The sequence below is a fragment of the Klebsiella michiganensis genome (assembly GCA_000963575.1).
Lineage (GTDB): Bacteria > Pseudomonadota > Gammaproteobacteria > Enterobacterales > Enterobacteriaceae > Cedecea > Cedecea michiganensis_A.
Genome location: CP011077.1, coordinates 4,869,211 through 4,890,059, shown reverse-complemented (window position 1 = coordinate 4,890,059; position 20,849 = coordinate 4,869,211). Strand labels below are relative to the sequence as shown.

Here is a 20,849-nt window from a genome sequence, read left to right as displayed (position 1 = left end):
GCGGCAAGCAATGAAAGTGAGGCAGTATCGCGCATCAACCTGGTGATGGGCGTTATCTGTCGCCAATATTGCGCAGCTTATCACGAAATAGTCAGCCGCTCAGAATGCCGACAGCGCCCGCGAACAAGCCATGCCGTGTTGGTACAGCTCTTCCGCGTAAAAATCAGGCACCGGGCTGTCTTTAATCGCCTGAGCTACGGCGGCGACGTCATAATTTACCGTCTGCACAGCCAGTTTTAGCTTCCCGTGATGGTAATGCCCCATCAGCCAGGTGGCCTGCGGCTCGCCGGGTTTTATTCTCCCCACCGCGCCGGTGTTGGCGATGGTCAGCCTGCGGCCATCGCTGCGCACCAGCTCTCGAATGTCCGCATAATGGGTATGCCCCGAGACCATCACGTCGAACTGATGTGCGGTTTGCCACTTCATTAGCTGACTGCATGAAAACTGGCGATGCACGTATTCGGACAGCGAGTCCGGGCTGGCGTGAACCAACAGAATTCTGAGCGGCCCGGCGTGAAACGCTCTCGACCGTGGCAGGGCGCTGAGCCAGCGGCGGTTCTCCTCCGTCAGCGTGCGTTTGCTCAAGGCGATGGCCTGTTCACGGGCTTGTTGCTCTGCAGCGGAGTGTTTTGCCAGCGGCGTAACCGGCTCGTCCATTGCCACCCGGCGGTCGTGGTTGCCCATCACCACCGGAATGCTGCGGCTGCGAATCAGGTTTATCACTTCATTCGGCCACGGCGCGAAATCAACCACATCGCCCAGGCACCAGATTTGGTTGATGTGGTGGCGGTCAATATCCTGTAAAACGGCCTCAAGTGCCGGTAAGTTGGCGTGAACATCGCTGAAAAGTGCAAAGCGGAAATCAACATCTTTAGCGTTCATTGGGCTGACTCCCGGTGGGTTCACGTAGCGTGAAAATGACGACCAGCGCAACGAAGAAAGCGAACAGCGCGGCGCAAGCCAGCATCAGCGAGAAGCCGCTGGCATAGCTGTGGCGGATCAGCGTGCTTAGCGTCAGAGCCTGTTGATCCGGCCACAGCGCAAGGGCGCGTGGCACATCGCCGGCCACGACCTGGCTGATAAAATCGTCCCTTACCGGGAGATGACTGGCCTGCATCGCTAAGATCAGCGTATGGCGCGTGTGCCCGGCCAGAATCGCCCCCAGCAGCGCAAAACCTTGCAGAATGCCGGAGAAGCGCGCCGTGGTGCTGATGCCCGAAGCCATGCCCGCTCTTTCGTGAGGCACGGTGCCCATAATCGCTTTCTGCGTTTCACCGTTAAGAATGCCGCCGCCGCTGCCCAGCACGGCCATACCGGCGATGACCAGCCATGGCCACTGCGCCAGTACGCCGCTGGCGATAATCAGGTTACCGACGCCAACCAACGCCAATCCAGCGGCTAAGATCCAGCGGGCGGCCATGCGGTGTGCCATCCAGCGGGCCACCATCGGGAATAGCAGCATGGCGAGCGCGAACGGCAGCATGCCGACCCCGGACGCCAGCGCGGTTTTTCCCTCCACGTTTTGCAGCATCAGCGGCAGCAGGGAGGTCATCACCTGCGCGGTGGCCGCATAGGTGAACATGGCCAGCACTGCGCCAATAAACGGCAGCGAACGGAAGAGGCGGAGATCCAGCATCGGCTGGGCTTTGTAACGTTCGACCAGCGCAAAAAACAGAAAGAACCAGGCGGCGGCGATAAAGCGGCCCATCACTTCGACGCTATCCCAGCCGCGCTCCGGGGCAAGGATCAGCGCCCAGGTCAGGGAGAACATGGCGGCGATAAACAGCGAAATGCCGTGTACGTCCGGCTTACCGGCGGCCGGATTGCGGGACTCGTCAATGGTGCGCAGGACCACCATCGCCAGCAGCAGGCAAATGGGGATGTTGATGTAGAACGCCCAGCGCCAGCCGAGATACGCGCTGATGATGCCCCCCGCCAGCGGGGCGAGCACCATGGTGATGCCCATCATGCCGCCCCAGATGGCCCAGGCGCGGCCTCTGGCCTGCGGTTCCCGGAAGGTGTGGCCGATGATAGCCAGCGCCGGAGCCAGCAAAAACGCCGAGCCGACGCCCTGCAGCGCCCGGGCAACGTTCAGCATCAGAATGGTACTTGCCGCCCCGCAGGCCAGAGAGGCGAGGGCAAACAGGGCGATGCCGAATAAAAAGATCCGCCGCCTGCCGAAGCGGTCCGCCAGAGAACCAGCGGGCAGCAGCAGGGAAGAGAAGCAAAGCACGTACGCGCCAATCACCCACTCCATATCGGCGAAGTTGGCGTCCAGCCCGCGGGCGATGGTCGGCAACACCACGCCAACAATGTTCGTGTCGATGACCGTCATCGCGCAGCCCATGGAGGCAACCAGCAGCACGGTGGTGTCGTTTTTGGCCACGGGCGCGGCCAGCACAGTAGACATAAAAGCTCCGAAAACGCGGGAAGAACACGCCTTAAGCTTCGCGATCCGGGGCGCGGTATTCAATTTCCATGTTCGGCATTATTATTAGTTAATAGCTAATAATCAGGAGTAAGAATGGAGCTTCGCCACCTGCGTTATTTCCTTGAAGTCGCCCGAACGCTCCATTTTGGCGCGGCGGCGGAAACGCTGAATATCTCCACGCCGACGCTTTCGGTACAAATCGGTCAGCTGGAGCGAGAGTTTGGCACGCCGCTATTTTTACGCACCAAAAGGCGGGTACAGCTTACCCAGGCCGGGGAGATTTTCCGCGAAGAAGCGGAGGTCACGCTGCGCCAGGCTGAACTCACGCGCGAGCGGGTACTGAGCGCCGCCCGCGGAGAGCAGGGCTATATTCGCGTCGGCTACGTGGCGTCTGCACTTTGGTCGGGCACGCTTAGCGCGGTGATGGGGGCGTTTCGGGCGCAATACCCGGATGTCTCGCTTGGGGCGCGTGAGGTGCTGATGGACGGCATGGCGGCGGCGCTGGTGGAGGGCAAAATCGACGTTGGTTTTGTCCGTGCGCCGGTGGCGCTGCCGTCTGAGGTTGGACACCTGCTGGTACAGAACGACTGTTTTTGCCTGGCGCTGCCTGCCTCCCACCGCCTGGCTGCCAGCCCGGAAGCTATCGACCCTGCCGCGCTAGGCGGGGAAACTTTTATTTTACCCGAGCAAACTTCCGGCTCGCACGAAGTCGCCCGCCGCGGCGGATTTGTACTCAACGATGCCATCCGCTCCAGCACGCTGACCGAAGTGCTGGCGCATATCGCCCTGGGCAACGGTATCGCGGTTATCCCGGAGATTATGGCGAAAACCATCGGCGTGCCGGACGTGGTCTACCGCCCGATTGCCGGGGCGGAAATTTCTTCGGCTATCTGGATGCTGTACCGCAAGCGGGAACGCACGCCGCTGATTAAACGCCTTATCCGCTTCGCAAAAGAGCACGTTTCGGGTAGTTCAGGAAACGTTTGAACACACTCTTTAACCCCCGGGATTAATTTGGCGGTTACGCTTGATCCAGAGCAGTCCTTAACCTGACCTGATTCTGGAGAAAGCATGATCAAGCCCCGTTTGTTTATCCCGGCCTTAAGCCTCCTGCTGCTGAGCGTTGGCGCGGCGGCGGCGGACAATGTCATCACCCCGGTGCGCGGCACCATTGACGCGGTCAATGATTCCTCGCTGCAAATCACCACCCGGCAGGGCGAAAAGCTCTCCGTTGGCCTGACGGATAAAACCCGAATCAACGGCGTGAGCGAGGCGAAGATGAGCGACATCAAGCCCGACAGTTTTATCGGCACCGCCGCCGTGCCACAGGCGGACGGCACGCTCAAGGCGCTGGAAGTTCACGTTTTTGCGCCGAGCCTGCGCGGCTCCGGGGAAGGGTTCAATCCGTTTGAGTCCGCCAACGGCCAGGTGAACACCATGACCAACGGCACCGTCGGCACCCTGGTGAACAGCCACGGGCGCACCATGACGGTGAAATTCCACGGCCAGCAGAAAACCGTGCAGGTGCCGGACGACGTGCCGGTGGTGCTGATCAGCCCCGCCGACAAATCCGTGCTGAAGCCGGGCGCAAAAGTGGTGCTGTTCGCCACCAAGGACGATAAAGGCCAGGCCGTCGCGCGCGGGATTTCCGCCGGGGTTAACGGGCTGACGCCGCCGATGTAGCCGTTAGATTTTGCGTGGGCCGGTTTTTTCGTTGATGTGAGATGCGTTTGAGTTTTGAGCAATACAGGTTTAGGCGCAGGTGCCGAAATCCTACATGCTGATTCTCTGAAGATACTTTGCTTCCTGAGTGAGGCAAAAGATAGATGCGAGAGCAATCAATCAGGTGGAAGCTGACGTTTCATTGCATCGAACCATTGATAGTCTTCAAAAGAGAGAATAACGGCCACAGCAGACCCCGCCTGACTAATCTGAGCGGGGGCTTTTTGCACCTGCTCTAATATTTCTTCAAAGTTGGTTCTGGCTTCTTCGGCTGTAAATGTCTGCATGATTTGAACCGTATTTTCCCCTCTCCCTTTTAGGGAGAGGGCAGGGTGAGGGTCTAGTGAAGATTATTTCCGGCCTGGCTATCGATCATTGCCAGACCTGAATCTGTGCGTACAAAGCGGGGCGATTTTAAATCCTCTGCCAGCGCATTAATCATCTCGAATAACAGGCCGGTAATTGTTTTCTGTTGCTCTGCGGATTCTTGCTGATTCAGCAGCACGAGCGTCAGGGCGCTGCAATATTCCCGCATCAGGTCTGACTCTGGTGTAAGCGGGCAGGCATGAACCTCAATATCGCTATTTTCAGCGGTGAGAGATTCAATCAGATGTTCCGGCAGCGGTTTATCCAGCACGACTTTCAACACTTCCAGCCCGGCATACAGGCGGCCACACAGCGCCATACGCTCGACGATATCTTTATTCTCAATCAGGACTTCAGCGTATCGCTCGCAAATATCCAGCACCTGAAAGAGATCGTTCGAGGTACCGAGCGGGGTTTTTAAGAGCGCCGAGATCTCAGATTGGGTAACTGGTTGAAAGCCCAGGCTTTGGGGATTAGCGGTTGTGGTACTATCGTGGTTAGCCATGGCGTTGTTCCTTAACAGTGAACGTTGTGGTTAGACGCTCCGGTATGTGTTGCTGCACTGCCGGGGCGTTGCTCTGATAAAAGGCCTCATGATATTGTGGCCTCCTATAAGAACAAAAACTATACAATAGGTGGCCTCATGTCAATCATATCGCGTGAAAAAAAACCAAAAGGTGGAGGTAAGTCACCTCAGTTTAAGATGCGTATTGACCCGGCATTAAAGGAACAGCTAGATGCAGTTGCTGCTGAAGAAGGGACAAGCCTCGCTAACTGGTTAAAGAACCTGGCTAGAGAGGCCTTGAAGGCAAGAGGGATTGAGCCGAAGGGTTAATGTATAAACTATATGGTAATATTATGAGCTCCAGTTTTATCCCTTGGCTTTGTAATATCCCCATCAAAATTAATTTCACACAAATGTATCCCTGAGCGATCAAGCACTTCAAATCTACCATGAGTTACATCTGTTGAGAGATATATATCTTTTTGATCGCAATAGAAAATATCTCTTATTGCTCCACCATTACGATTTTTTTGTGATGTCGATGCATCAAAATTATAGTTATTTAGCTCAGCAATAAACTTGGCCATTCTCCGAATAACTTCAATTTTTATCTGTGGGTTCGTAATACTACTCTTATAAAGTTCATAAATACACTCTGGAATTATTTTTTTCAATGAAACAGCGTAAGCTAAATATCCATTTTCTACCTCCTGTTTGCGGATTATGTATGTTATTATTTTTTCCCACTTATCTACGGTTTTGGTAAAGTCAATAAGCCTATGGGTGGGGATGTTATAGTGTTTAGATATATTTTGATTATTTAGTAGAGTTATTTCATCATCCTCCCAATGATCAGCACTATGGAGGGATAAAATTATTTCAAATTTGGGTTGATATGCTCGATAAGTTTCATATGCAGGAAATGGCTGATTGCTAATTGATTCAACATATCCAGCAGGAACTTCACCTAAATAAAGAGTACTCTCTGTTAGAATTGTGGTTAGCAATGATTTTAATTCTATATCATTTACCCTTCCTATCAAATCTTTAAAGGATGAGCCACCACTCATATTTAGATCAGGGCCATTTGATGGTAAACAAAGTAAGAATTTATCCTCTGAATTGTTTAAAAAAATTAAAGATTTACGTAATGAGTCAAAACAGCTGTTCTCGTCTTGAATAGGAGACATGGATAATGGGTTGAAATATATCATAATAATTTAAATAATGAGTTTTGCCATTCATCAAAGAAGCCAACGGGAGCATTTTTTATTTTTCCGTTATCATATAGATCTACTTTGTAAAATTCCGTTACCAATGACTGTGTTGATTTCTCTCCCTGCATTTTCTTGTCAAAATAATAACCATTTATTTCATCATTTTTAATTATTCTATCTTTTAAAGCTAGTCGAATACCATTGAAAAAATGATCGCTATGTGTTTCTATTATTAACTGTACTCCAGATGTAGCAGCTAAAGCACTCAAATATCCAAGGCGAGTTTGTCCTGTGGGATGAATATGTGCTTCGGGGTTTTCAATTAGTAATATATCTCCATTTTTAGACGATAGTAATAATGCTAAAAGGGGAAGGCAATAGCTAATTCCAAAGCCAAAGTTTTTGGGTGTGACATTTCCTATTAGAGATGCACTGTAGTAACTTGCAGACATACTTGCAGTTCTTAGTTTTTGGTTTGCCTCAAAATCAAGGTTTATTCCTGGTGATATTTCTTTCATCCATTCATTGATGTTAGTTATTAAGGAACTTTTTCTTCCTCCTGACTCGTTGGCCTTTGGATGAATTAACTCTTTGCGTACCTTAAAATCCTTATTTTCCTCAATAAAAGATACCGTCTGTTCACTTTTAATTCCGATGCCAAAATTACTTTTACTAATATCATAAACAAACTCTGCCCCCATCCTTTCTGCCGATAGATATTTTATTCTTCTTTTCAATGAGGGTATTATTTTGTGATTATCTGTAGTCGAAGTTGTAATCGAGCCTTTTGTTAAAAATTGATCTGGATTGTTTATAATAATACTAGCTGATTCATTTTTTATAGAGTTATATGTAATTCTTATTTCATTATCTTCATAGAATTGATTTAAGATATCTCCTATCGTACCTAATTCAGCATAATCGCCATTCAGGTTGAGTTTGTTATCTTTTTTTGTAAATTGTTTTAGCAACAATATAGTTTGCAATAAAGATGATTTTCCAGAGCTATTTACGCCTGTGATAATGTTAATATTGGTAAGTGGTACTGTGATTTCTCTTATAGATTTAAAATTTTTAATATGAATATTTCTTAACATGTTATACTTCCTCGATAAAAATTTTCTCAGCTTGCTCTAGTCTATATATAACATTGTCTTGCCTGCTTGTTGCATTACTTATTGATTTTATAAATCGTTCATCCTGAAAACAGTTGTTATATTTCTTTATTGCTTTTTTAGGCGATTTTCTTATCTTTCTTTTTTCTCTATCGTTTAACTTTGATGATGCATATATTAAACAATCAAATAATCCTTTGTTGAAAACACTTCGTCCATTTGTTTTATTTTTAAAACAATCAATTCCTAATACATCTATACAAAAATGGAAGTTTTCATAAAAAGAGTCATATATACCACATAGCTCATTTTTAGTTAACTTGCTTAATGCTTTGATTGCATTATCTAAAAAAAGTTTAAGGTTGCTTTTGGATGGATATCTACTGTGCCCGAAACAAGTGAAGGATATGGCTCTTAACACCGTTTCTTGTGCATCCATACGACCATCGTTAATGTTTACATTGTTTTCTATCAATATTTCACTGACGGCTTTTTTTAGAAGTTCAATTATTTCACCTTGATAAAGCGCATGACGAACCTCTTGATCTTTTAACATTAAATTTGTTGTGTTTATTCGTTCGAATATTCTGTATTTTATTTCTATTGGGGTGTTGGGATAAACAAGATGTAGCTGCAGTTGGCTTGCTTTGAAATTTCTGATTAAATGACGTGGTATATCCTCATAATACTTCCCATTTAATTCAGTGAAAAAATCTAAGTCTATTAGCTTAAGTTTTTTACTCTGTGAATCACCAAAACAGAACTTTCTTAAAGCAGATAATCGTTGTAGCCCATCAATTACTTCCCAATGTATTTTATCTGAATTATCATTAAGGTAAACTATGTTGAAATAAAATGGAGGAATAGGAAGTTTTAGCATCAACGATTCGATAAATTTGCTCATCTTTTCATCGCTCCAAAGGTCTGATGATCTTTGAAAGTCAGTGTTAAGATTGATTTCATCATATTTTAACATTTCTAATATTTGGTCACAGCTATAATTTTCTTGCTTAACATTAATATCAGCCGGATTGAATGTTAAAAGAGACTCATCTTCAGCCAAATCATAAAGTTTTAAATAGTCCATATGTTATTCCTGAAAGATATTTTTGCTACATCTTAGCAGTAACATAGCCTCTGAACAAATCTGATAGAATTAGGTTTTTTAGAAAAATTTTACTAATAGATATTTAATGATCAGTTGTGATTTGGCGGAAAGTCACAGGAGTCGAACCTGCCCGGCGCCGCTGGCGGCACCAACTGGAGTTGAAGTCCAGCCGCCTCACCGGAGACGACGACCTTCCGCGCCTGCATTGCTACATGGAGGCGGGGCGCAGTATACCGGGTTTCCTGCTGCTACCCAATGGGTCAGTAAGAATATATCCTGCGCCTAAAGTGAAATTCTTTACTAAATCAGTCTAACGGCTCTTAAGCTGCTTTTCCCGGCAGGGTTTACCGGGCTCATTCTGCTCACCTTACATCCTAAATCCGCCCGCAAAAATCTAAACGGGCCCCTGGGTTCAGCCAAAAAAGAACCACGCCGTTTTTATCAATCCGTTTTCTACTTCGAAAACAGCCATGCTTTCAATGGGTTCATCGCTCAGGCCGTGGATCTTCTCGTGGTCGAACACTTTGTTACCCAGTGCGGTGCGGGAGATGATTTCTGCGCGCAGGGCTGGGTTATTGAAGCGGTGCTCTTTATAGAAGGCATAAAGGGCATCGCGTCCTTCCAAAGAAGGCGTAGTGGCTGGCGGGCGGTAAGCGGTGAAGTCTTCGCTAAAGCAGGCGGCGAAAGCCTCGAGGTCGTGGGCGTTGTACGCCTCGAACTGGCGGATGACGGGTTCAGTGACTGACATAAAGAATATCCTGATAAGAGAAAGTGTTGGGCTGCCAAAGTGTGGTTGTTGTGTGCCGGGACAGAGTCTCTTGCCGGATGGAAAATGTCTAATGAAAGGATAGGGCAGATTGTGCGGTGGCCCGGTCTGCGGCTGAAACACTAATCACTGTTGCAAAGTTGCTTCGCTGTATCTCGTAAATATTCCTTCTTACTCAATGCGTTAATTCCTTTTTTATTATCAAAGTGTATTCTTTGTGAGCACCAATTGATCTTATTATGCTCAATCATGATATACAAGGATGATATATGGCTACCGTTATTGGAGAAGGTATGGGACGCATTCTTCTGGATCTCTCGGATGAGGCGATCAGACAGCTTGATGGCCTAAAGCAAAAGCGCAATTTGCCCAGAGCCGAGCTTCTCAGAGAGGCTGTTGATCAATATCTGGCGCGGCAGCAGTCCGATATCAATGATGCATTTGGGCTTTGGGGAGAGAGTACCCCCGATGGGCTGGAGTATGAGAGAAAGCTGCGTGAGGAGTGGTAATGGAAAAGCAATCTTCTGTCTTTGATACCAATGTATTAATTGATTTTCTGAGTGGCCGACCTGAGGCTCAAGAAATGATGGAGAAGTACAACGTCGGACGTTCAATAAGCGTTGTTACGTGGATGGAGGTGTTGGTTGGGGTGAGGGATAGTCGGCAGGAAGCCCAGACTCGACAGTTTCTCTCTCATTTTGATGTATTGCCTGTCACTCAATCTGTTTCGGAAAGAGCGGTTGAACTCAGAAGGCAATATAAGATGAAACTTCCTGACGCGATCATTCTGGCCTCTACTCATGTTGCTCAAAAAACACTGCTTACTCGTAATACTAAGGACTTTAAAGATATTCCAGGCGTGATTGTGCCTTACTCACTCTCATAGCGTACTTCTGCCAGCCCCCAGTCTCCCTTCGCAATACACATTAACACCCGGTTGCATTTCATCCAGCTACAATCCGGCGTCTAAAACAATAAAGGGTTGGCAAAAGTGAAAAAACTGTTCGGGATGATGTTGGTGGGCGTTGTTGCGCTGTCGGCGGTGGCCTGCTCCAGCAGCTACGTGATGTCGACTAAGACGGGCGAAATGATCGTGACCAAAGGCAAGCCGGAGCTGGATAAGCAGACGGGGCTGACGCGCTATTACGACGCCCAGGGCGTGGAGCATCAGATCCAAAACGATCAGGTGGTGCAGATGATTAAGCGCGGCTGATCGAGATAGAAAAGCGCCGATCGACTGGCGCTTTAACTTTTAGCCGCGGCCGCTATTCTTCCAGCGCAATCAGGTGGATCCCGGCGTTGCGCCAGGCTTCGGCGTTGTCTGGCAGACGGTCAATCACCAGCGTATCAATGCGTGCCGCAGGGGTAAATTGCGCGAGCGAGGTGTTATCCAGCTTGCTGTGGTCACAGACGACAATCACCTGACTGGCATGCTCTATCATGCCGCGCTTTGTCTCGGCCAGCATCACGTCGGCCACGCAGGCACCCTGTTTTAGCGACAGCGAATTCACCCCCATAAACGCTTTATCCACGTTCAGGGTATCCAGCAGCGAGCGGCCGTTAATCGCCACCACGCAGTGATAGCCTTTCTTCACGATACCGCCCAGCAGGATGGTCTGGATAGACGGGCTGGCTTCGAGTTCGCGGGCAATCTGGTAGTCGTTAGTCACCACGGTCACGTTCTTGCGGTCGCGGATGTGGCGGGCGATGTGCAGCGTGGTGGTACCGGTATCCAGCACGATGATGTCGCCATCTTCTACCAGCTGCGCCGCGCGCTGGCCGATGCGCTCTTTTGCGCTTAGGTTCACCACTTCACGGTCGTCCGATGCCTGCTCAAAGCTGGCGCGGGTGCGCAACATGGCGCCGCCGTGGGTGCGGGTCAACATGCCCGTTTCTTCCAGCTGGCGGAGGTCGGCCCTGATCGTTGCCCCGGAGACGTTGAAAACCTCGCACATCTCGGACACCGCAACTTTCCGTTTTTCCCTGAGGATACTCAGTAATTTTTCCTGACGCTCTTCTGCAAACATTCGACCTCTCTTGTTCCCGCTCTCTGCGGAGCATCACGCCTTATTTTCCCCTGGCCTAAAGCCGCGGCGACCCGCTATCGGTCGCTGGCCCTTCGCTGAGCCCATCCAGCCGGTCATACAGCGGCGCAGCCTGTTGGTAAAGTGTATCAAACACCTCAAAGCACGCCGCATAGTAGTCTCGAAGCCGTGAGTCAGGGAGAATTTCCTTTAAAAAATGAACGGCCTGACGCACGCCGGCGGAAAAATCGGTATACAGACCCACGCCGGTGCCCGCGATAATACCGCATCCTGTTATGCCATTCTCCTGGTTACGTGTACTTAAAATAGGCAGGTTATAGGCCGAGGCTTTAATTTTTAGCCACAGTTCGCTGCGCGCGCCGCCGCCGGAGGCAATCATCCGTTCCGGGTGCTGACCGCACTGGCGCAGCTGGTTGAGATTACGCGTAGAGGCAAAGGCGACCCCTTCCAGCACCGCACGGAAGAGGTGGCCGCGGTGGTGCTTGCGCTGCAGGCCAAAGAATTGCGCCCTTGAGTTGGTGTGGTCGGCCAGGCGTTCTCCCGTCAGGTAAGGCAGGAACAACAGGCCTTCGGCACCGGGCTTAACCGTTGCCGCCTCGGCCAGCAGATCGGCGTGTGAAAGCTGGTTCTGCGCGATCGCCTGTCTGGCCCACCGCACGGCATCCCCGCCCGCATCCAGAATGGTAAAACCGCCCCAGGCCGGATTGGCCAGGTGCAGATTATTGATGCGGGTGTGAAGCAGCGGCTGTCTGGCAACGACCGTTAACAATGTTGAGGTGCCGGTGGAATCCGAGGCTGTTCCCGGCTGGTAAACACCGGAGCCCAGCAGCGTGGCGGCCATGTCCGAGGTACCGGCAACGACAGGTATGCCAGCAGGTAAGCCGGTAAGCGCCGCCGCCTGAGGGCTAACCTCGCCAATCACGTCGCTGGACAGGTAAAGCGGTGGCAGCTGGTCAGCCTTCAGCCCGAAGCGTTCCAGCGCTTGCGAGGACCAACTGAGGGTGGCGCTGTCCATCAGGTAATAACAGGAGGCTTCGCTGTAGTCGGTGGCATAAACGCCGGTTAGCATGAAGTTTATGTAATCTTTCGGCATCAGCACCATGGCCACCCGCGCCCAGCTTTCCGGGCAGTTTTCCCGCCACCAGGCCAGTTTGAAAGCGGGCCAGGCCGCGGTGGGCGGGTTGTTTAGCCGGGTGAGCCATTTCTCTTCCCCTTCACGGGCGATAAAAGCGTCCACCTGCGGCTGGCTGCGCTTGTCGTTCCAGAGCAGGGCTTTATCCGCGACCAGTTCGCCGTCGGCATCCAGTAATACCGTGCCGTGCATCTGGCCGCAGACGCCGATAGCGGCGATACGTGAACGCTGATCCGCGAAGCGATGCAACACCTCGTGGAGGCATTCACATGCTGAACGCCACCACAGCGACGGGGCCTGTTCCGACCAGCCAGCCTGCGGGGTGGTCTGGTCATATTCACGCTGAGCAAAGCCAATCAGCTCGCCGGTCTGAGCTAGCAGGGCGGCCCTGGCGCTGCCTGTGCCGACGTCAATCGTCAGTATTCTGTCTTTCATATTGGGCTCCGTGAACGGGAGAAGGCGGGCTTCCCGCCCGCGATTTTTTAGTTATCGTTTAATTCCGGGAACAGGCCTGGATCCTGTTCAAGCTGGGCCAGGACTTTGCTGACCGCGCTCTGGCTCATGCCGAAGCGGCGTACGCCCAGGCGATAAAGCGCGCGGACGGTGTCCAGGTCGCGTATGCCGCCTGCGCCTTTTATCTCAATGCGGCCTTTGAGCTGGTCCGCAATGATGCTGACTTTTTCAGGCGTAGCGCCGGTGGGGGCCCAGCCAGTGGAGGTTTTCACCCACTTCATGCCGACTTCCACCGCGATGTCACACACTTTGCGGATTTGCTCTTCGTTCAGGTAATGGGTCTCAAGGATCACTTTCGCCGGGATCGGGGCGGCGGCTTCCACCACGCGGCGCAGATCTTCGCGAACATAATCGAAGTCCCCGGACAGCACTTTGCCGATGTTCACCACCATGTCGACTTCCCTCGCGCCGTCGGTAATTAGCTGGCGAACTTCCTGCACTTTGATGTCGGTTGCGTGGCCGCCACCGGGGAAGCCAACGGGGCCGCCAATCATCACTTCACCGCGTCCTTGTTCGGGCAGCAGGGTGCTAAGAAAACGCGTCCAGCACGGCAAAACATGTACCGAAATAATGTTGTAGCGGCTGGCCAGCTCCGCACAGGCGCGAACGTCTGCTTCTGTGTTGGTTGCCTGCACGGCGCTCAGGTCGATCAGGCGGGCAAAACGGCGGGTTGTCTCATTCATCTCTCAATCCTGTTTTTGCTTTCAATTGGTTTCATATCTCACGATTTATTGCGCTTAATAGATTAAAAAGGCTATTAAGTGAAAATAATGTGATCAATTGAACATTATTTTATTTTCATTTGTTTTTAATTATCAGCGGGCGAAAAACGCGGGATAAGGCCGCCTCGGGCGTAAACGGTCACAAGCGGGCAAGAAAGGTCAATGGCATTTATTTCCGTTTGTTTTTGTTTTTGACCGAATGGGCGATTGAGCGAAGGGAGAGTCGGGTCGGCTGGCTTAAAAATGCGAGCCCGGGCACATTTTTATCGAGGCAATATGCCGCTATTAGTCGACAGACCCTGGCTCGCAATCGGCGATGCCGGAAACCAGTAATCTGATTTTGCACTTCAGGAGGCACCTATGTTACCGCTGGAACGTCACCGTTTAATCCTGCAACTGCTCGGGCAGCAAGGCGTGATGCGGGTGAATGACATCGCTGCCGCATCCGGCGTTTCCCGTGAAACGGTGCGCCGTGACCTCAGCGAACTGCAGCGCAGAGGGATGCTCAGCCGCAGTCATGGCGGCGCGCTGGTAGCCGAGAATGCCCTGCCGATAAGCATTCTGGCCCCGCAGGGCGTGCCGGTTCAGGATGCGCAGGGCAGCTTCCGTCAGCGAACGCTGCTGAACAGCGAAGCCAAGATGCGCATTGCCCGTAAGGCGCTGCGTCTGCTGCAGCCGGGAGACACCATTTTGCTCGACGGCAGCAGCAGTAGCTGGTTCCTTGCGCGTCAGCTGCCGGAGATGGCGCTAACCGTCATTACCCCGTCAGTGAGCATTGTGCAGACGTTAATGAGCCGCCGCTCTCTGCGCGTGGTGGGGTTGGGCGGGGAGTTGTCGGCGAGCGAAGAGGCTTTTTTTGGCGAAACAACGGCCAGAATGTTGCTCGAGCATCCCATCGAGACGCTGTTTTTCTCGTGCCAGGGGCTGGAGCGCGATAGCGGACTGTATGCCGGCAGCGAGGCGCACGCAGCGCTGCTCAAGCAGATGATTATTCAGGCTCGCAAGGTGGTCGCGTTGATGGACGGCAGCAAGCTCGGACGTTTAGGCGTGGCCCGCGTCGGAGGGCTGGGGGATCTGGACTGGCTGATTACCGAGCCCTTCAACGATCCGCTGCTGGAAAAGGAGATGACCTGGCATAACGTCGGGGTGCAGATCGCCTGAGTGCCCGTCATGTCGTGACGGATAAAAACCGCACTGTCATTCACACCGCCCGTTCGGTGGGGCCTGACTTTGCCTGAAATCCGACTATTTTCCAGGAGAAGCGCTATGAAGTATTACATTTCCCCGTCACTGATGTGCATGGACATTATGAAAACGGCCGAGCAGCTGCAGGTTCTGAACCAAAAGGCTGACATGCTGCATGTGGACGTGATGGACGGGCACTATGTTAAAAACCTGGCGCTTTCCGCCGCCTTCGTCGCCCAAATTCGCCCCTACACGACGTTGCCTGTCGACGTCCATTTGATGGTAGAAAACCCGGCCGATTTTATTGGGCCGCTGATCGAAGCCGGGGCGGACTCGTTCTCCGTGCATGCCGAAGTCATCAGCCGTGAAGCGTTTCGAATCATTCATACCCTCCGCGATGCCGGGAAAAAGGTGGGGGTCGTGCTCAACCCGGCCACGCCCGTTGAGGCGCTGAATCATTACCTCCACTTGCTCGACAAAGTCACCGTGATGACCGTCGATCCTGGCTACGCAGGGCAGCCGTTTATCCCCGAGATGGTGGAGAAAATTGCTCAGCTGCACCGCCTGAAACAACAGCGCCAGCTTGATTTTCTTATTGAGGTGGACGGCTCCTGTAATCGCAATACCTACCGCCAACTGCTGACCGCCGGGGCTCAGGTACTGATCCTGGGCAGCAGCGGCCTGTTCCGCCCGGGTGTGGCGCTGGAGCAGGCCTGGCAGAACATGACCCGCGATATTGAAGCTGCACTCAGCCCGGCACACGCCTGAGGAGAAACGTCATGACAGGAAAAGTTTGTGTATTTGGCTCGTTCAATTTCGACATGGTCGCAAGGGTGGATCGTTTTCCTGTGCCTGGAGAATCGCTGGTTGCTACCGGCAGCATGACCAGCGCCGGCGGGAAGGGAGCAAACCAGGCCACGGCGGCGCTGAAGGCGGGGGCTAACGTGCATTACATCGGCAAAATTGGGGAGGACACTTTCGGCCAGTTCGCCCGCCGTCACCTGAAAACCGTCGGCTTTAACGCCATCACGCTGCTGACCACCGATGACGTGCCCACCGGCAACGCCCTGATCTATGTCGCCGGCAACGAAGCGGAAAACATGATTGCCGTCGATCCCGGTGCGAATATGACCGTAACCGACGAAGAAATTGCCCAGTGTATTCCGGCGATTAGCTGCGCCGATGTGGTACTGGTGCAGTTGGAGAATAACCTTTCAGCGATTCAGCAGGTGATTAGCGCAGGCCGCGAGCATGGCGCATTTGTGGTGCTGAACCCCGCGCCTTATCAGCCCGTTGACGACGCGCTGCTGGCGAGTGTGGATCTGCTCACGCCAAACGCCACCGAAGCCTGGCTGTTAACGGGCTGCCGGGTGACCGATGCCGACAGCGCGAAGCTTGCCGCCGATGCGCTTCATGCCAAAGGTGTGGCAAGAGTCATTATCACTCTGGGTGCCGTCGGCGCCCTGCTAAGCGAGGGGGGACAACAAAGCGTGATCCCTTGCTTCCCATCTCACCCCCGCGATACCACCGGCGCCGGGGATGCCTTCAACGGCGCGCTTTGCGCACGTCTGGCCTGCGGAGAGTCTCTCCCTCAGGCCGCCAGATTCGCGGCAGCCTATGCCGCGGTCAGCGTTGAGAAACAGGGCGCTTCTGCTTTACCAGAGTATCAGGAAGCGCTGGAACGTCTTGCCCTGGCTACCCCGCACCATGAGGTAGCGTAAAAACCTTACCGATAAAATAACCGATTACGGGGACTTCACATGAGTACTCTGATTAACGATAAAGTGAGCGACAACGTTCACACTGAAAAGCTGGACACCAGCGCCTATCTCGCCCATACGCCCTGGCTGCAGTTTTTGCTGGTTTGCTGCCTGTTTGCGCTGTGGGGGATGGCCGGAAACCTGAACGATATCCTGATTGCCCAGTTTAAAAAGGGGTTCGATCTGTCGGATACCCAAACTGCGCTGGTGCAATCTATCTTCTTCCTTGGCTACTTCTTCGTGGCGCTCCCGGCCGCCGCGCTGATAAAACGCTACTCCTACAAAGCCGCGATTATTACCGGGCTTTGCCTTTACGCGCTGGGCTGCTTCCTGTTTATCCCTGCCGCAGAGGTGATGACCTACGGTGCGTTCCTTGCCTGTCTGGGCGTCATCGCCTGCGGGCTCTCTTTCCTGGAAACGTCGGCCAACACTTACTCAAGCCTGCTCGGGCCGATTAAAACGTCCACCCAGCGCATTAACTTCTCGCAGATTTTTAACTCGCTGGGGGTCATTTCCGGGGTGTTAATCGGCCAGATCATGGTGTTTGGCAAAGATGATCCGAGCCATGAAGAACTACTGCAGATGCCTGCTGCTGCGGCAGATGCGGCTCGTCACCAGATGGTGGGTCAGGTCGTCGGGCCATACCTGATTATCGGTTCTGTGCTGGTGGTGCTGGCGCTGATCTTTGTCTTCGTGAAGTTCCCTTCCTGCAAAGGTGACGCGCCAAAGCAGCAGGTTTCTTCCGAGGGAATGGGCAGCGCGCTGCGTCGTTTATTCGCGATCCCTCGTTTCCGCCTCGGCGTGCTGTCACAGTTCCTTTATGTGGGGGCGCAGGTTGGGGTGTGGAGCTTCACCATTCGTTTCGTGCAGCTGGTTCAGCACGGCACCAGCGAACACTCGGCAACCTACTGGTTACTGGCCTCGCTGGTGATTTACGCGGTGGGTAAAGGCGTTGCGACCTGGCTAATGAACCGTTTGAATCCTGCGCTGCTGCTCGGCGTGTTTGCCTCTGTCGCCACGCTGTTGCTGCTGATTGCCGTGGCCAGCCACAGCATGCTGGCCGTTTATGCGCTGATTCTGGTGAGCTTCTGCATGGCGCCGTGCTGGCCAACTAACTTTGGCCTGGTGATCAAAGGCATGGGGAAAGACACCCAGACCGCGGGCTCAATTGTGGTGATGTCGATTATCGGTGGGGCGGTGATCCCGCTGGTGATGGGCGTCATCTCTGACATTAACCACGGCAACATGCAGATTGCCTTCCTGGTGCCGCTGCTGTGCTTTGTGTATGTGGGTTTCTACGGCTTCTGGTGCGTAAGGAAGGGGGTTTAACATGCGCGAACTGGTGAAACATTTGGCCCATATCGGCTATCAGGTAAGCAATCTTGAGCGTTCGCTGGCCTTTTATCTCCCGCTGGGTTTTGAGGTGAAAAGTCGCTACAGCAAAACCGCGTCGATTGGCGAAATTGAAGTGGCCTTTATCGAACTGGGCGGCGTGTTGCTTGAGCTGTACCAACTGCCTCAGGCCGAGGGCTTCGATGTGCCACGCTGCGGTATCGACCATATTGCGCTTGAGGTGAGTGACCTTCAGGCCGTTGCTGCGCGTCTGGAAACGCTGGGCTATAAGCTGGATGAAGGGCCGGTAACGGAATCGTCGCCAATGAATAAGGTGAGTTTTTTACTGATTCGCGGGCCAGATGGCGAAAGGCTGGAGTTTGATCAGACTGCTGCCTGATGCGGAAGGGAATAGGCGTGTTTTAAAAGAAAACGGCATTCAAATTTGAATGCCGTTTGTCGTTTTATTCCCCTTCGCCAGGGAATAAGAACGGGTTGATGCTGCTGCGGGCGAAGCCTTCCTGCTCCATGCGGGCGTCAAGCACCAGCGAGGCCAGGTCGTCGGCGACGGCTTCTACTTTCGGGTCCTTCTCCTGGTAAAGAATTTTCAGGTAGGTGCCGCAGTCGCCGCAGCTTTCGGCTTTAATTGCCGCCTGTTCGCTGTCCAGCGACCAGTAGTTTAAGTCGCGGGTCTGCTCGCAGTTGCTGCACTTCACGCGCACCACATGCCACTCGGTTTCACACAGATTGCAGTGCAGATAACGCAGGCCGTTGGTGGTGCCGATGTGCACCATGCTGGAAACCGGAATCGAGCCGCAAACCGGGCAGAACTGGCGCTGTTCGCCGTATTCGGCTTTGGCCTTGCCTGGGATAAGCGTCGCCATTTGCGCCCAGTAGAGCGACAGCGCGGCCCAGATAAACGGCGCTTTGTCGCTGCTGACTAAGGCGAAGTCGGCGTTAAACAGCGCGGTGGCCATCTCTTCCAGCTCCTGCGAAGAAGCCTTTTCAAGATTTTCAATCACGGCTAACGCCGGGCCGTCCATTTCAGGCTTCAGCTCGGCAATCAGCGACTGCAGCAGGCGCTGCCAGTGCGGGTCGCGCGGCAGGACGTGAATGTCCAGCGGCGGCTTGCCGGTTTTGGCGGCCTCGGCAATCAGGGCGGTTAAATCCATCTCCAGCGGGTGGTCGTACAGCACCACTTCCTGAGCGTGGGCAATCAGTGCGGCAAAGCGCAGGTAGTCGCCCAGCGGGTTGCTGGCAGCCAGCTCGCGCAGGCGTTCAGCGCGGCGGTTGTAGAGATTTTTGAGCCTGGGGAATAATAACGGCGGAATTACTTCCGCCGTGCGTTTCTCGCTCTTCTCCAGCTGATCTTGCGGGATTATGCGAATACTCATTCAGATGACTTTTCCTGTTTCTGGCGGACTTCGCGGTACCATTTCGGGTGATGTTTCTTCGCCCACGTCGTGGTAACCCAGCCCTCCACCATCGCGGTGATGGTGCCTTTTACCCAAAGGGCGGCGTAAATATGCACCATGATAACCACAATTAACGCTACCGCGGCAAATGAATGCAGCATTAACGCAAATCGAATAACCGGAATAGAGAAGGCTGGCGCAAAGTAAGGACGCCAGATAATCACGCCGCTCACCAGCAGCAGCACCAGGAAAATAATCGCCGCCCAGAACACGCATTTCTGGCCGAAGTTATAGCGCCCGGTGTCTCCCACTTCCTCGTTGACGACGATCTTACGAATATTCTTCGCCCAAAAGATATCATCCCGATTGATTAGGTTGTGGTGCCAGTAACGGAAAAACATGATTATGAAGGAGGCGAACATCACCACCCCAACGAAGGGGTGGAGGATGCGCGCCAGCTGCGGCGTGCCGAGAATGCCCATCAGCCAGTTGAAGGACGGGAAGAAAAAGCCCAGTCCGCTCACCGCCGCCAGCACGAAGCAGAAGGCGGTGATCCAGTGGTTGATGCGTTCCGGCGCGCTGTAGCGCTGAATGGTCTGTTGCTTTTTCATTTACGCACCTCGTCGTCGTCATGGTGCAGATTATCGTCCTCTTCATCGGCACGGTTCGGGCCGACCCCAACGTAGTGGAAGACGCTGGCGGCGAAGGTGGCCGCAAAGCCGATCGCGGCCAGCGGTTTCCAGACGCCTTTCCAGAACTTCACGGTTGGGCTGATGGACGGGTTCTCCGGCAGGCCGTGATACAGCGTCGGCTTGTCCGCATGGTGCAGCACGTACATGACGTGCGTCCCGCCAACGCCTGCCGGATCGTACAAACCTGCGTTGTCGTAGCCGCGGGTTTTCAGTTCCGCCACGCGCTCACCGGCGAGGGTTTTCATATCCTCTTTCGAGCCGAAATGAATCGCCCCGGTCGGGCAAGTTTTCACGCATGCTGGCTCCTGGCCCACGGTGACGCGGTCTACGCACAGGGTGCATTTGTAGACGCGGTTGTCCTCGGGGTTCAGGCGCGGCACGTCAAACGGGCAGCCCGCGATGCAGTAGCCGCAGCCGATGCACTGCTCTGACTGGAAGTCGACGATGCCGTTGGCATACTGAATAATAGCCCCTTCCGACGGACACGCCTTCAGGCAGCCCGGATCCGCGCAGTGCATGCAGCCGTCTTTGCGGATCAGCCATTCCAGTTTGTCGTTCTGCTCCACTTCCGAGAAGCGCATCACCGTCCAGGATTTGGCGGTCAGGTCCGCCGGGTTGTCGTACATCCCGACGTTGTGCCCCACTTCATCACGGATGTCGTTCCACTCCGAGCACGCCACCTGGCAGGCCTTACAGCCGATGCAGGTGGTGACGTCGATAAGCTTGGCGACCTCTTGCTGGTGATCCCGCGCCTGTGGCGCGGGCGTGAAGCCGTTAGTGGCGGAACGACGGATAATGTCCTGAGATTGATAAGCCATAATTC

24 protein-coding genes are annotated in these 20,849 nt (G+C 53.1%); 11 read left to right on the top strand and 13 right to left on the bottom strand.

What is annotated here, in order from left to right; genetic code table 11:
• Nucleotides 1-99: 99 nt before the first annotated feature.
• Together VW41_22765 and VW41_22760 are read right to left on the bottom strand one after the other, a co-directional pair.
• On the bottom strand, nucleotides 100-882 hold the full coding sequence (locus tag VW41_22765) for a hypothetical protein (protein AJZ91643.1): 783 nt from the start codon (nucleotides 880-882) through the stop codon (nucleotides 100-102).
• Nucleotides 872-2,410, bottom strand: a complete 1,539-nt coding sequence (locus VW41_22760) for a major facilitator transporter (protein AJZ91642.1) — start codon at nucleotides 2,408-2,410, stop codon at nucleotides 872-874. Before VW41_22760 ends, VW41_22765 begins: the two co-directional genes overlap by 11 nt.
• 114 nt (nucleotides 2,411-2,524) lie before the next feature.
• On the opposite strand from VW41_22760, the gene VW41_22755 reads away from it, so the two are divergent.
• Nucleotides 2,525-3,418, top strand: a complete 894-nt coding sequence (locus VW41_22755) for a hypothetical protein (GenBank protein AJZ91641.1) — start codon at nucleotides 2,525-2,527, stop codon at nucleotides 3,416-3,418.
• 84 nt (nucleotides 3,419-3,502) lie between these two features.
• Complete coding sequence (locus VW41_22750; protein AJZ91640.1) at nucleotides 3,503-4,114, top strand: membrane protein; 612 nt, start codon at nucleotides 3,503-3,505, stop codon at nucleotides 4,112-4,114.
• A gap of 379 nt (nucleotides 4,115-4,493) precedes the next feature.
• Here the strand turns inward: VW41_22750 and VW41_22745 are convergent, their stop codons facing one another.
• Nucleotides 4,494-5,024, bottom strand: coding sequence for a hypothetical protein (locus VW41_22745; GenBank protein ID AJZ91639.1), 531 nt, complete (start codon nucleotides 5,022-5,024; stop codon nucleotides 4,494-4,496).
• Between the two features lie 138 nt (nucleotides 5,025-5,162).
• Between VW41_22745 and VW41_22740 the strand changes: the two genes are divergently transcribed.
• Nucleotides 5,163-5,354, top strand: a complete 192-nt coding sequence (locus tag VW41_22740; protein AJZ92059.1) for a repressor — start codon at nucleotides 5,163-5,165, stop codon at nucleotides 5,352-5,354.
• An 8-nt stretch (nucleotides 5,355-5,362) separates the two neighbouring features.
• Here the strand turns inward: VW41_22740 and VW41_22735 are convergent, their stop codons facing one another.
• From VW41_22735 to VW41_22720, 4 genes are all read right to left on the bottom strand, one after another.
• Entirely contained in the window at nucleotides 5,363-6,094 is a 732-nt protein-coding gene (locus tag VW41_22735; protein AJZ91638.1) for a hypothetical protein, read from the bottom strand.
• Nucleotides 6,095-6,234: 140 nt separating this feature from the next.
• Nucleotides 6,235-7,338 carry a hypothetical protein gene (locus tag VW41_22730; protein ID AJZ91637.1) on the bottom strand — a complete coding sequence of 368 codons (1,104 nt, stop codon included), beginning with the start codon at nucleotides 7,336-7,338 and terminating at the stop codon, nucleotides 6,235-6,237.
• A gap of 1 nt (nucleotide 7,339) precedes the next feature.
• The gene (locus VW41_22725) at nucleotides 7,340-8,443 is read right to left on the bottom strand and encodes a hypothetical protein (protein AJZ91636.1); all 1,104 of its coding nucleotides are present in this window, start codon (nucleotides 8,441-8,443) and stop codon (nucleotides 7,340-7,342) included.
• A gap of 433 nt (nucleotides 8,444-8,876) precedes the next feature.
• Nucleotides 8,877-9,212 carry a steroid delta-isomerase gene (locus VW41_22720; protein AJZ91635.1) on the bottom strand — a complete coding sequence of 112 codons (336 nt, stop codon included), beginning with the start codon at nucleotides 9,210-9,212 and terminating at the stop codon, nucleotides 8,877-8,879.
• A 287-nt stretch (nucleotides 9,213-9,499) separates the two neighbouring features.
• On the opposite strand from VW41_22720, the gene VW41_22715 reads away from it, so the two are divergent.
• The 3 genes from VW41_22715 (at nucleotide 9,500) to VW41_22705 (ending at nucleotide 10,443) form a co-directional block, all read left to right on the top strand.
• Nucleotides 9,500-9,739 carry a CopG family transcriptional regulator gene (locus VW41_22715; protein AJZ91634.1) on the top strand — a complete coding sequence of 80 codons (240 nt, stop codon included), beginning with the start codon at nucleotides 9,500-9,502 and terminating at the stop codon, nucleotides 9,737-9,739.
• On the top strand, nucleotides 9,739-10,116 hold the full coding sequence (locus VW41_22710; GenBank protein AJZ91633.1) for a twitching motility protein PilT: 378 nt from the start codon (nucleotides 9,739-9,741) through the stop codon (nucleotides 10,114-10,116). Before VW41_22715 ends, VW41_22710 begins: the two co-directional genes overlap by 1 nt.
• A gap of 123 nt (nucleotides 10,117-10,239) precedes the next feature.
• A complete protein-coding gene (locus tag VW41_22705; GenBank protein AJZ92058.1) occupies nucleotides 10,240-10,443 on the top strand; it encodes a hypothetical protein in 204 nt (67 codons plus the stop codon).
• Between the two features lie 52 nt (nucleotides 10,444-10,495).
• On the opposite strand, the gene VW41_22700 is transcribed toward VW41_22705, so the two are convergent.
• From VW41_22700 to VW41_22690, 3 genes are read right to left on the bottom strand one after another with little or no spacing between them, the layout of a single operon-like run.
• Entirely contained in the window at nucleotides 10,496-11,257 is a 762-nt protein-coding gene (locus VW41_22700; protein AJZ91632.1) for an alkaline phosphatase, read from the bottom strand.
• Nucleotides 11,258-11,312: 55 nt separating this feature from the next.
• On the bottom strand, nucleotides 11,313-12,842 hold the full coding sequence (locus VW41_22695) for a pentose kinase (GenBank protein ID AJZ91631.1): 1,530 nt from the start codon (nucleotides 12,840-12,842) through the stop codon (nucleotides 11,313-11,315).
• Between the two features lie 47 nt (nucleotides 12,843-12,889).
• Nucleotides 12,890-13,603: a deoxyribose-phosphate aldolase gene (locus tag VW41_22690; GenBank protein AJZ91630.1), complete on the bottom strand. Its 714-nt coding sequence runs from the start codon at nucleotides 13,601-13,603 to the stop codon at nucleotides 12,890-12,892.
• Nucleotides 13,604-14,002: 399 nt separating this feature from the next.
• On the opposite strand from VW41_22690, the gene VW41_22685 reads away from it, so the two are divergent.
• From VW41_22685 to VW41_22665, 5 genes are all read left to right on the top strand, one after another.
• Complete coding sequence (locus VW41_22685; GenBank protein AJZ91629.1) at nucleotides 14,003-14,803, top strand: alkaline phosphatase; 801 nt, start codon at nucleotides 14,003-14,005, stop codon at nucleotides 14,801-14,803.
• A gap of 105 nt (nucleotides 14,804-14,908) precedes the next feature.
• Nucleotides 14,909-15,595: an allulose-6-phosphate 3-epimerase gene (locus tag VW41_22680; protein AJZ91628.1), complete on the top strand. Its 687-nt coding sequence runs from the start codon at nucleotides 14,909-14,911 to the stop codon at nucleotides 15,593-15,595.
• Nucleotides 15,596-15,606: 11 nt separating this feature from the next.
• Complete coding sequence (locus VW41_22675; GenBank protein ID AJZ91627.1) at nucleotides 15,607-16,548, top strand: carbohydrate kinase; 942 nt, start codon at nucleotides 15,607-15,609, stop codon at nucleotides 16,546-16,548.
• A 39-nt stretch (nucleotides 16,549-16,587) separates the two neighbouring features.
• Nucleotides 16,588-17,916, top strand: coding sequence for a fucose permease (locus VW41_22670; GenBank protein ID AJZ91626.1), 1,329 nt, complete (start codon nucleotides 16,588-16,590; stop codon nucleotides 17,914-17,916).
• A gap of 1 nt (nucleotide 17,917) precedes the next feature.
• The gene (locus VW41_22665; protein ID AJZ91625.1) at nucleotides 17,918-18,319 is read left to right on the top strand and encodes a glyoxalase; all 402 of its coding nucleotides are present in this window, start codon (nucleotides 17,918-17,920) and stop codon (nucleotides 18,317-18,319) included.
• 64 nt (nucleotides 18,320-18,383) lie between these two features.
• Here the strand turns inward: VW41_22665 and VW41_22660 are convergent, their stop codons facing one another.
• From VW41_22660 to VW41_22650, 3 genes are read right to left on the bottom strand one after another with little or no spacing between them, the layout of a single operon-like run.
• A complete protein-coding gene (locus tag VW41_22660; GenBank protein AJZ91624.1) occupies nucleotides 18,384-19,313 on the bottom strand; it encodes a formate dehydrogenase in 930 nt (309 codons plus the stop codon).
• Entirely contained in the window at nucleotides 19,310-19,945 is a 636-nt protein-coding gene (locus VW41_22655) for a formate dehydrogenase (protein AJZ91623.1), read from the bottom strand. The genes VW41_22660 and VW41_22655 overlap by 4 nt, the downstream gene beginning before the upstream one ends.
• Nucleotides 19,942-20,844 (bottom strand): formate dehydrogenase, encoded by a 903-nt coding sequence (locus VW41_22650; GenBank protein ID AJZ91622.1) that lies wholly within the window; start codon nucleotides 20,842-20,844, stop codon nucleotides 19,942-19,944. The genes VW41_22655 and VW41_22650 overlap by 4 nt, the downstream gene beginning before the upstream one ends.
• Between the last annotated feature and the right edge of the window lie 5 nt (nucleotides 20,845-20,849).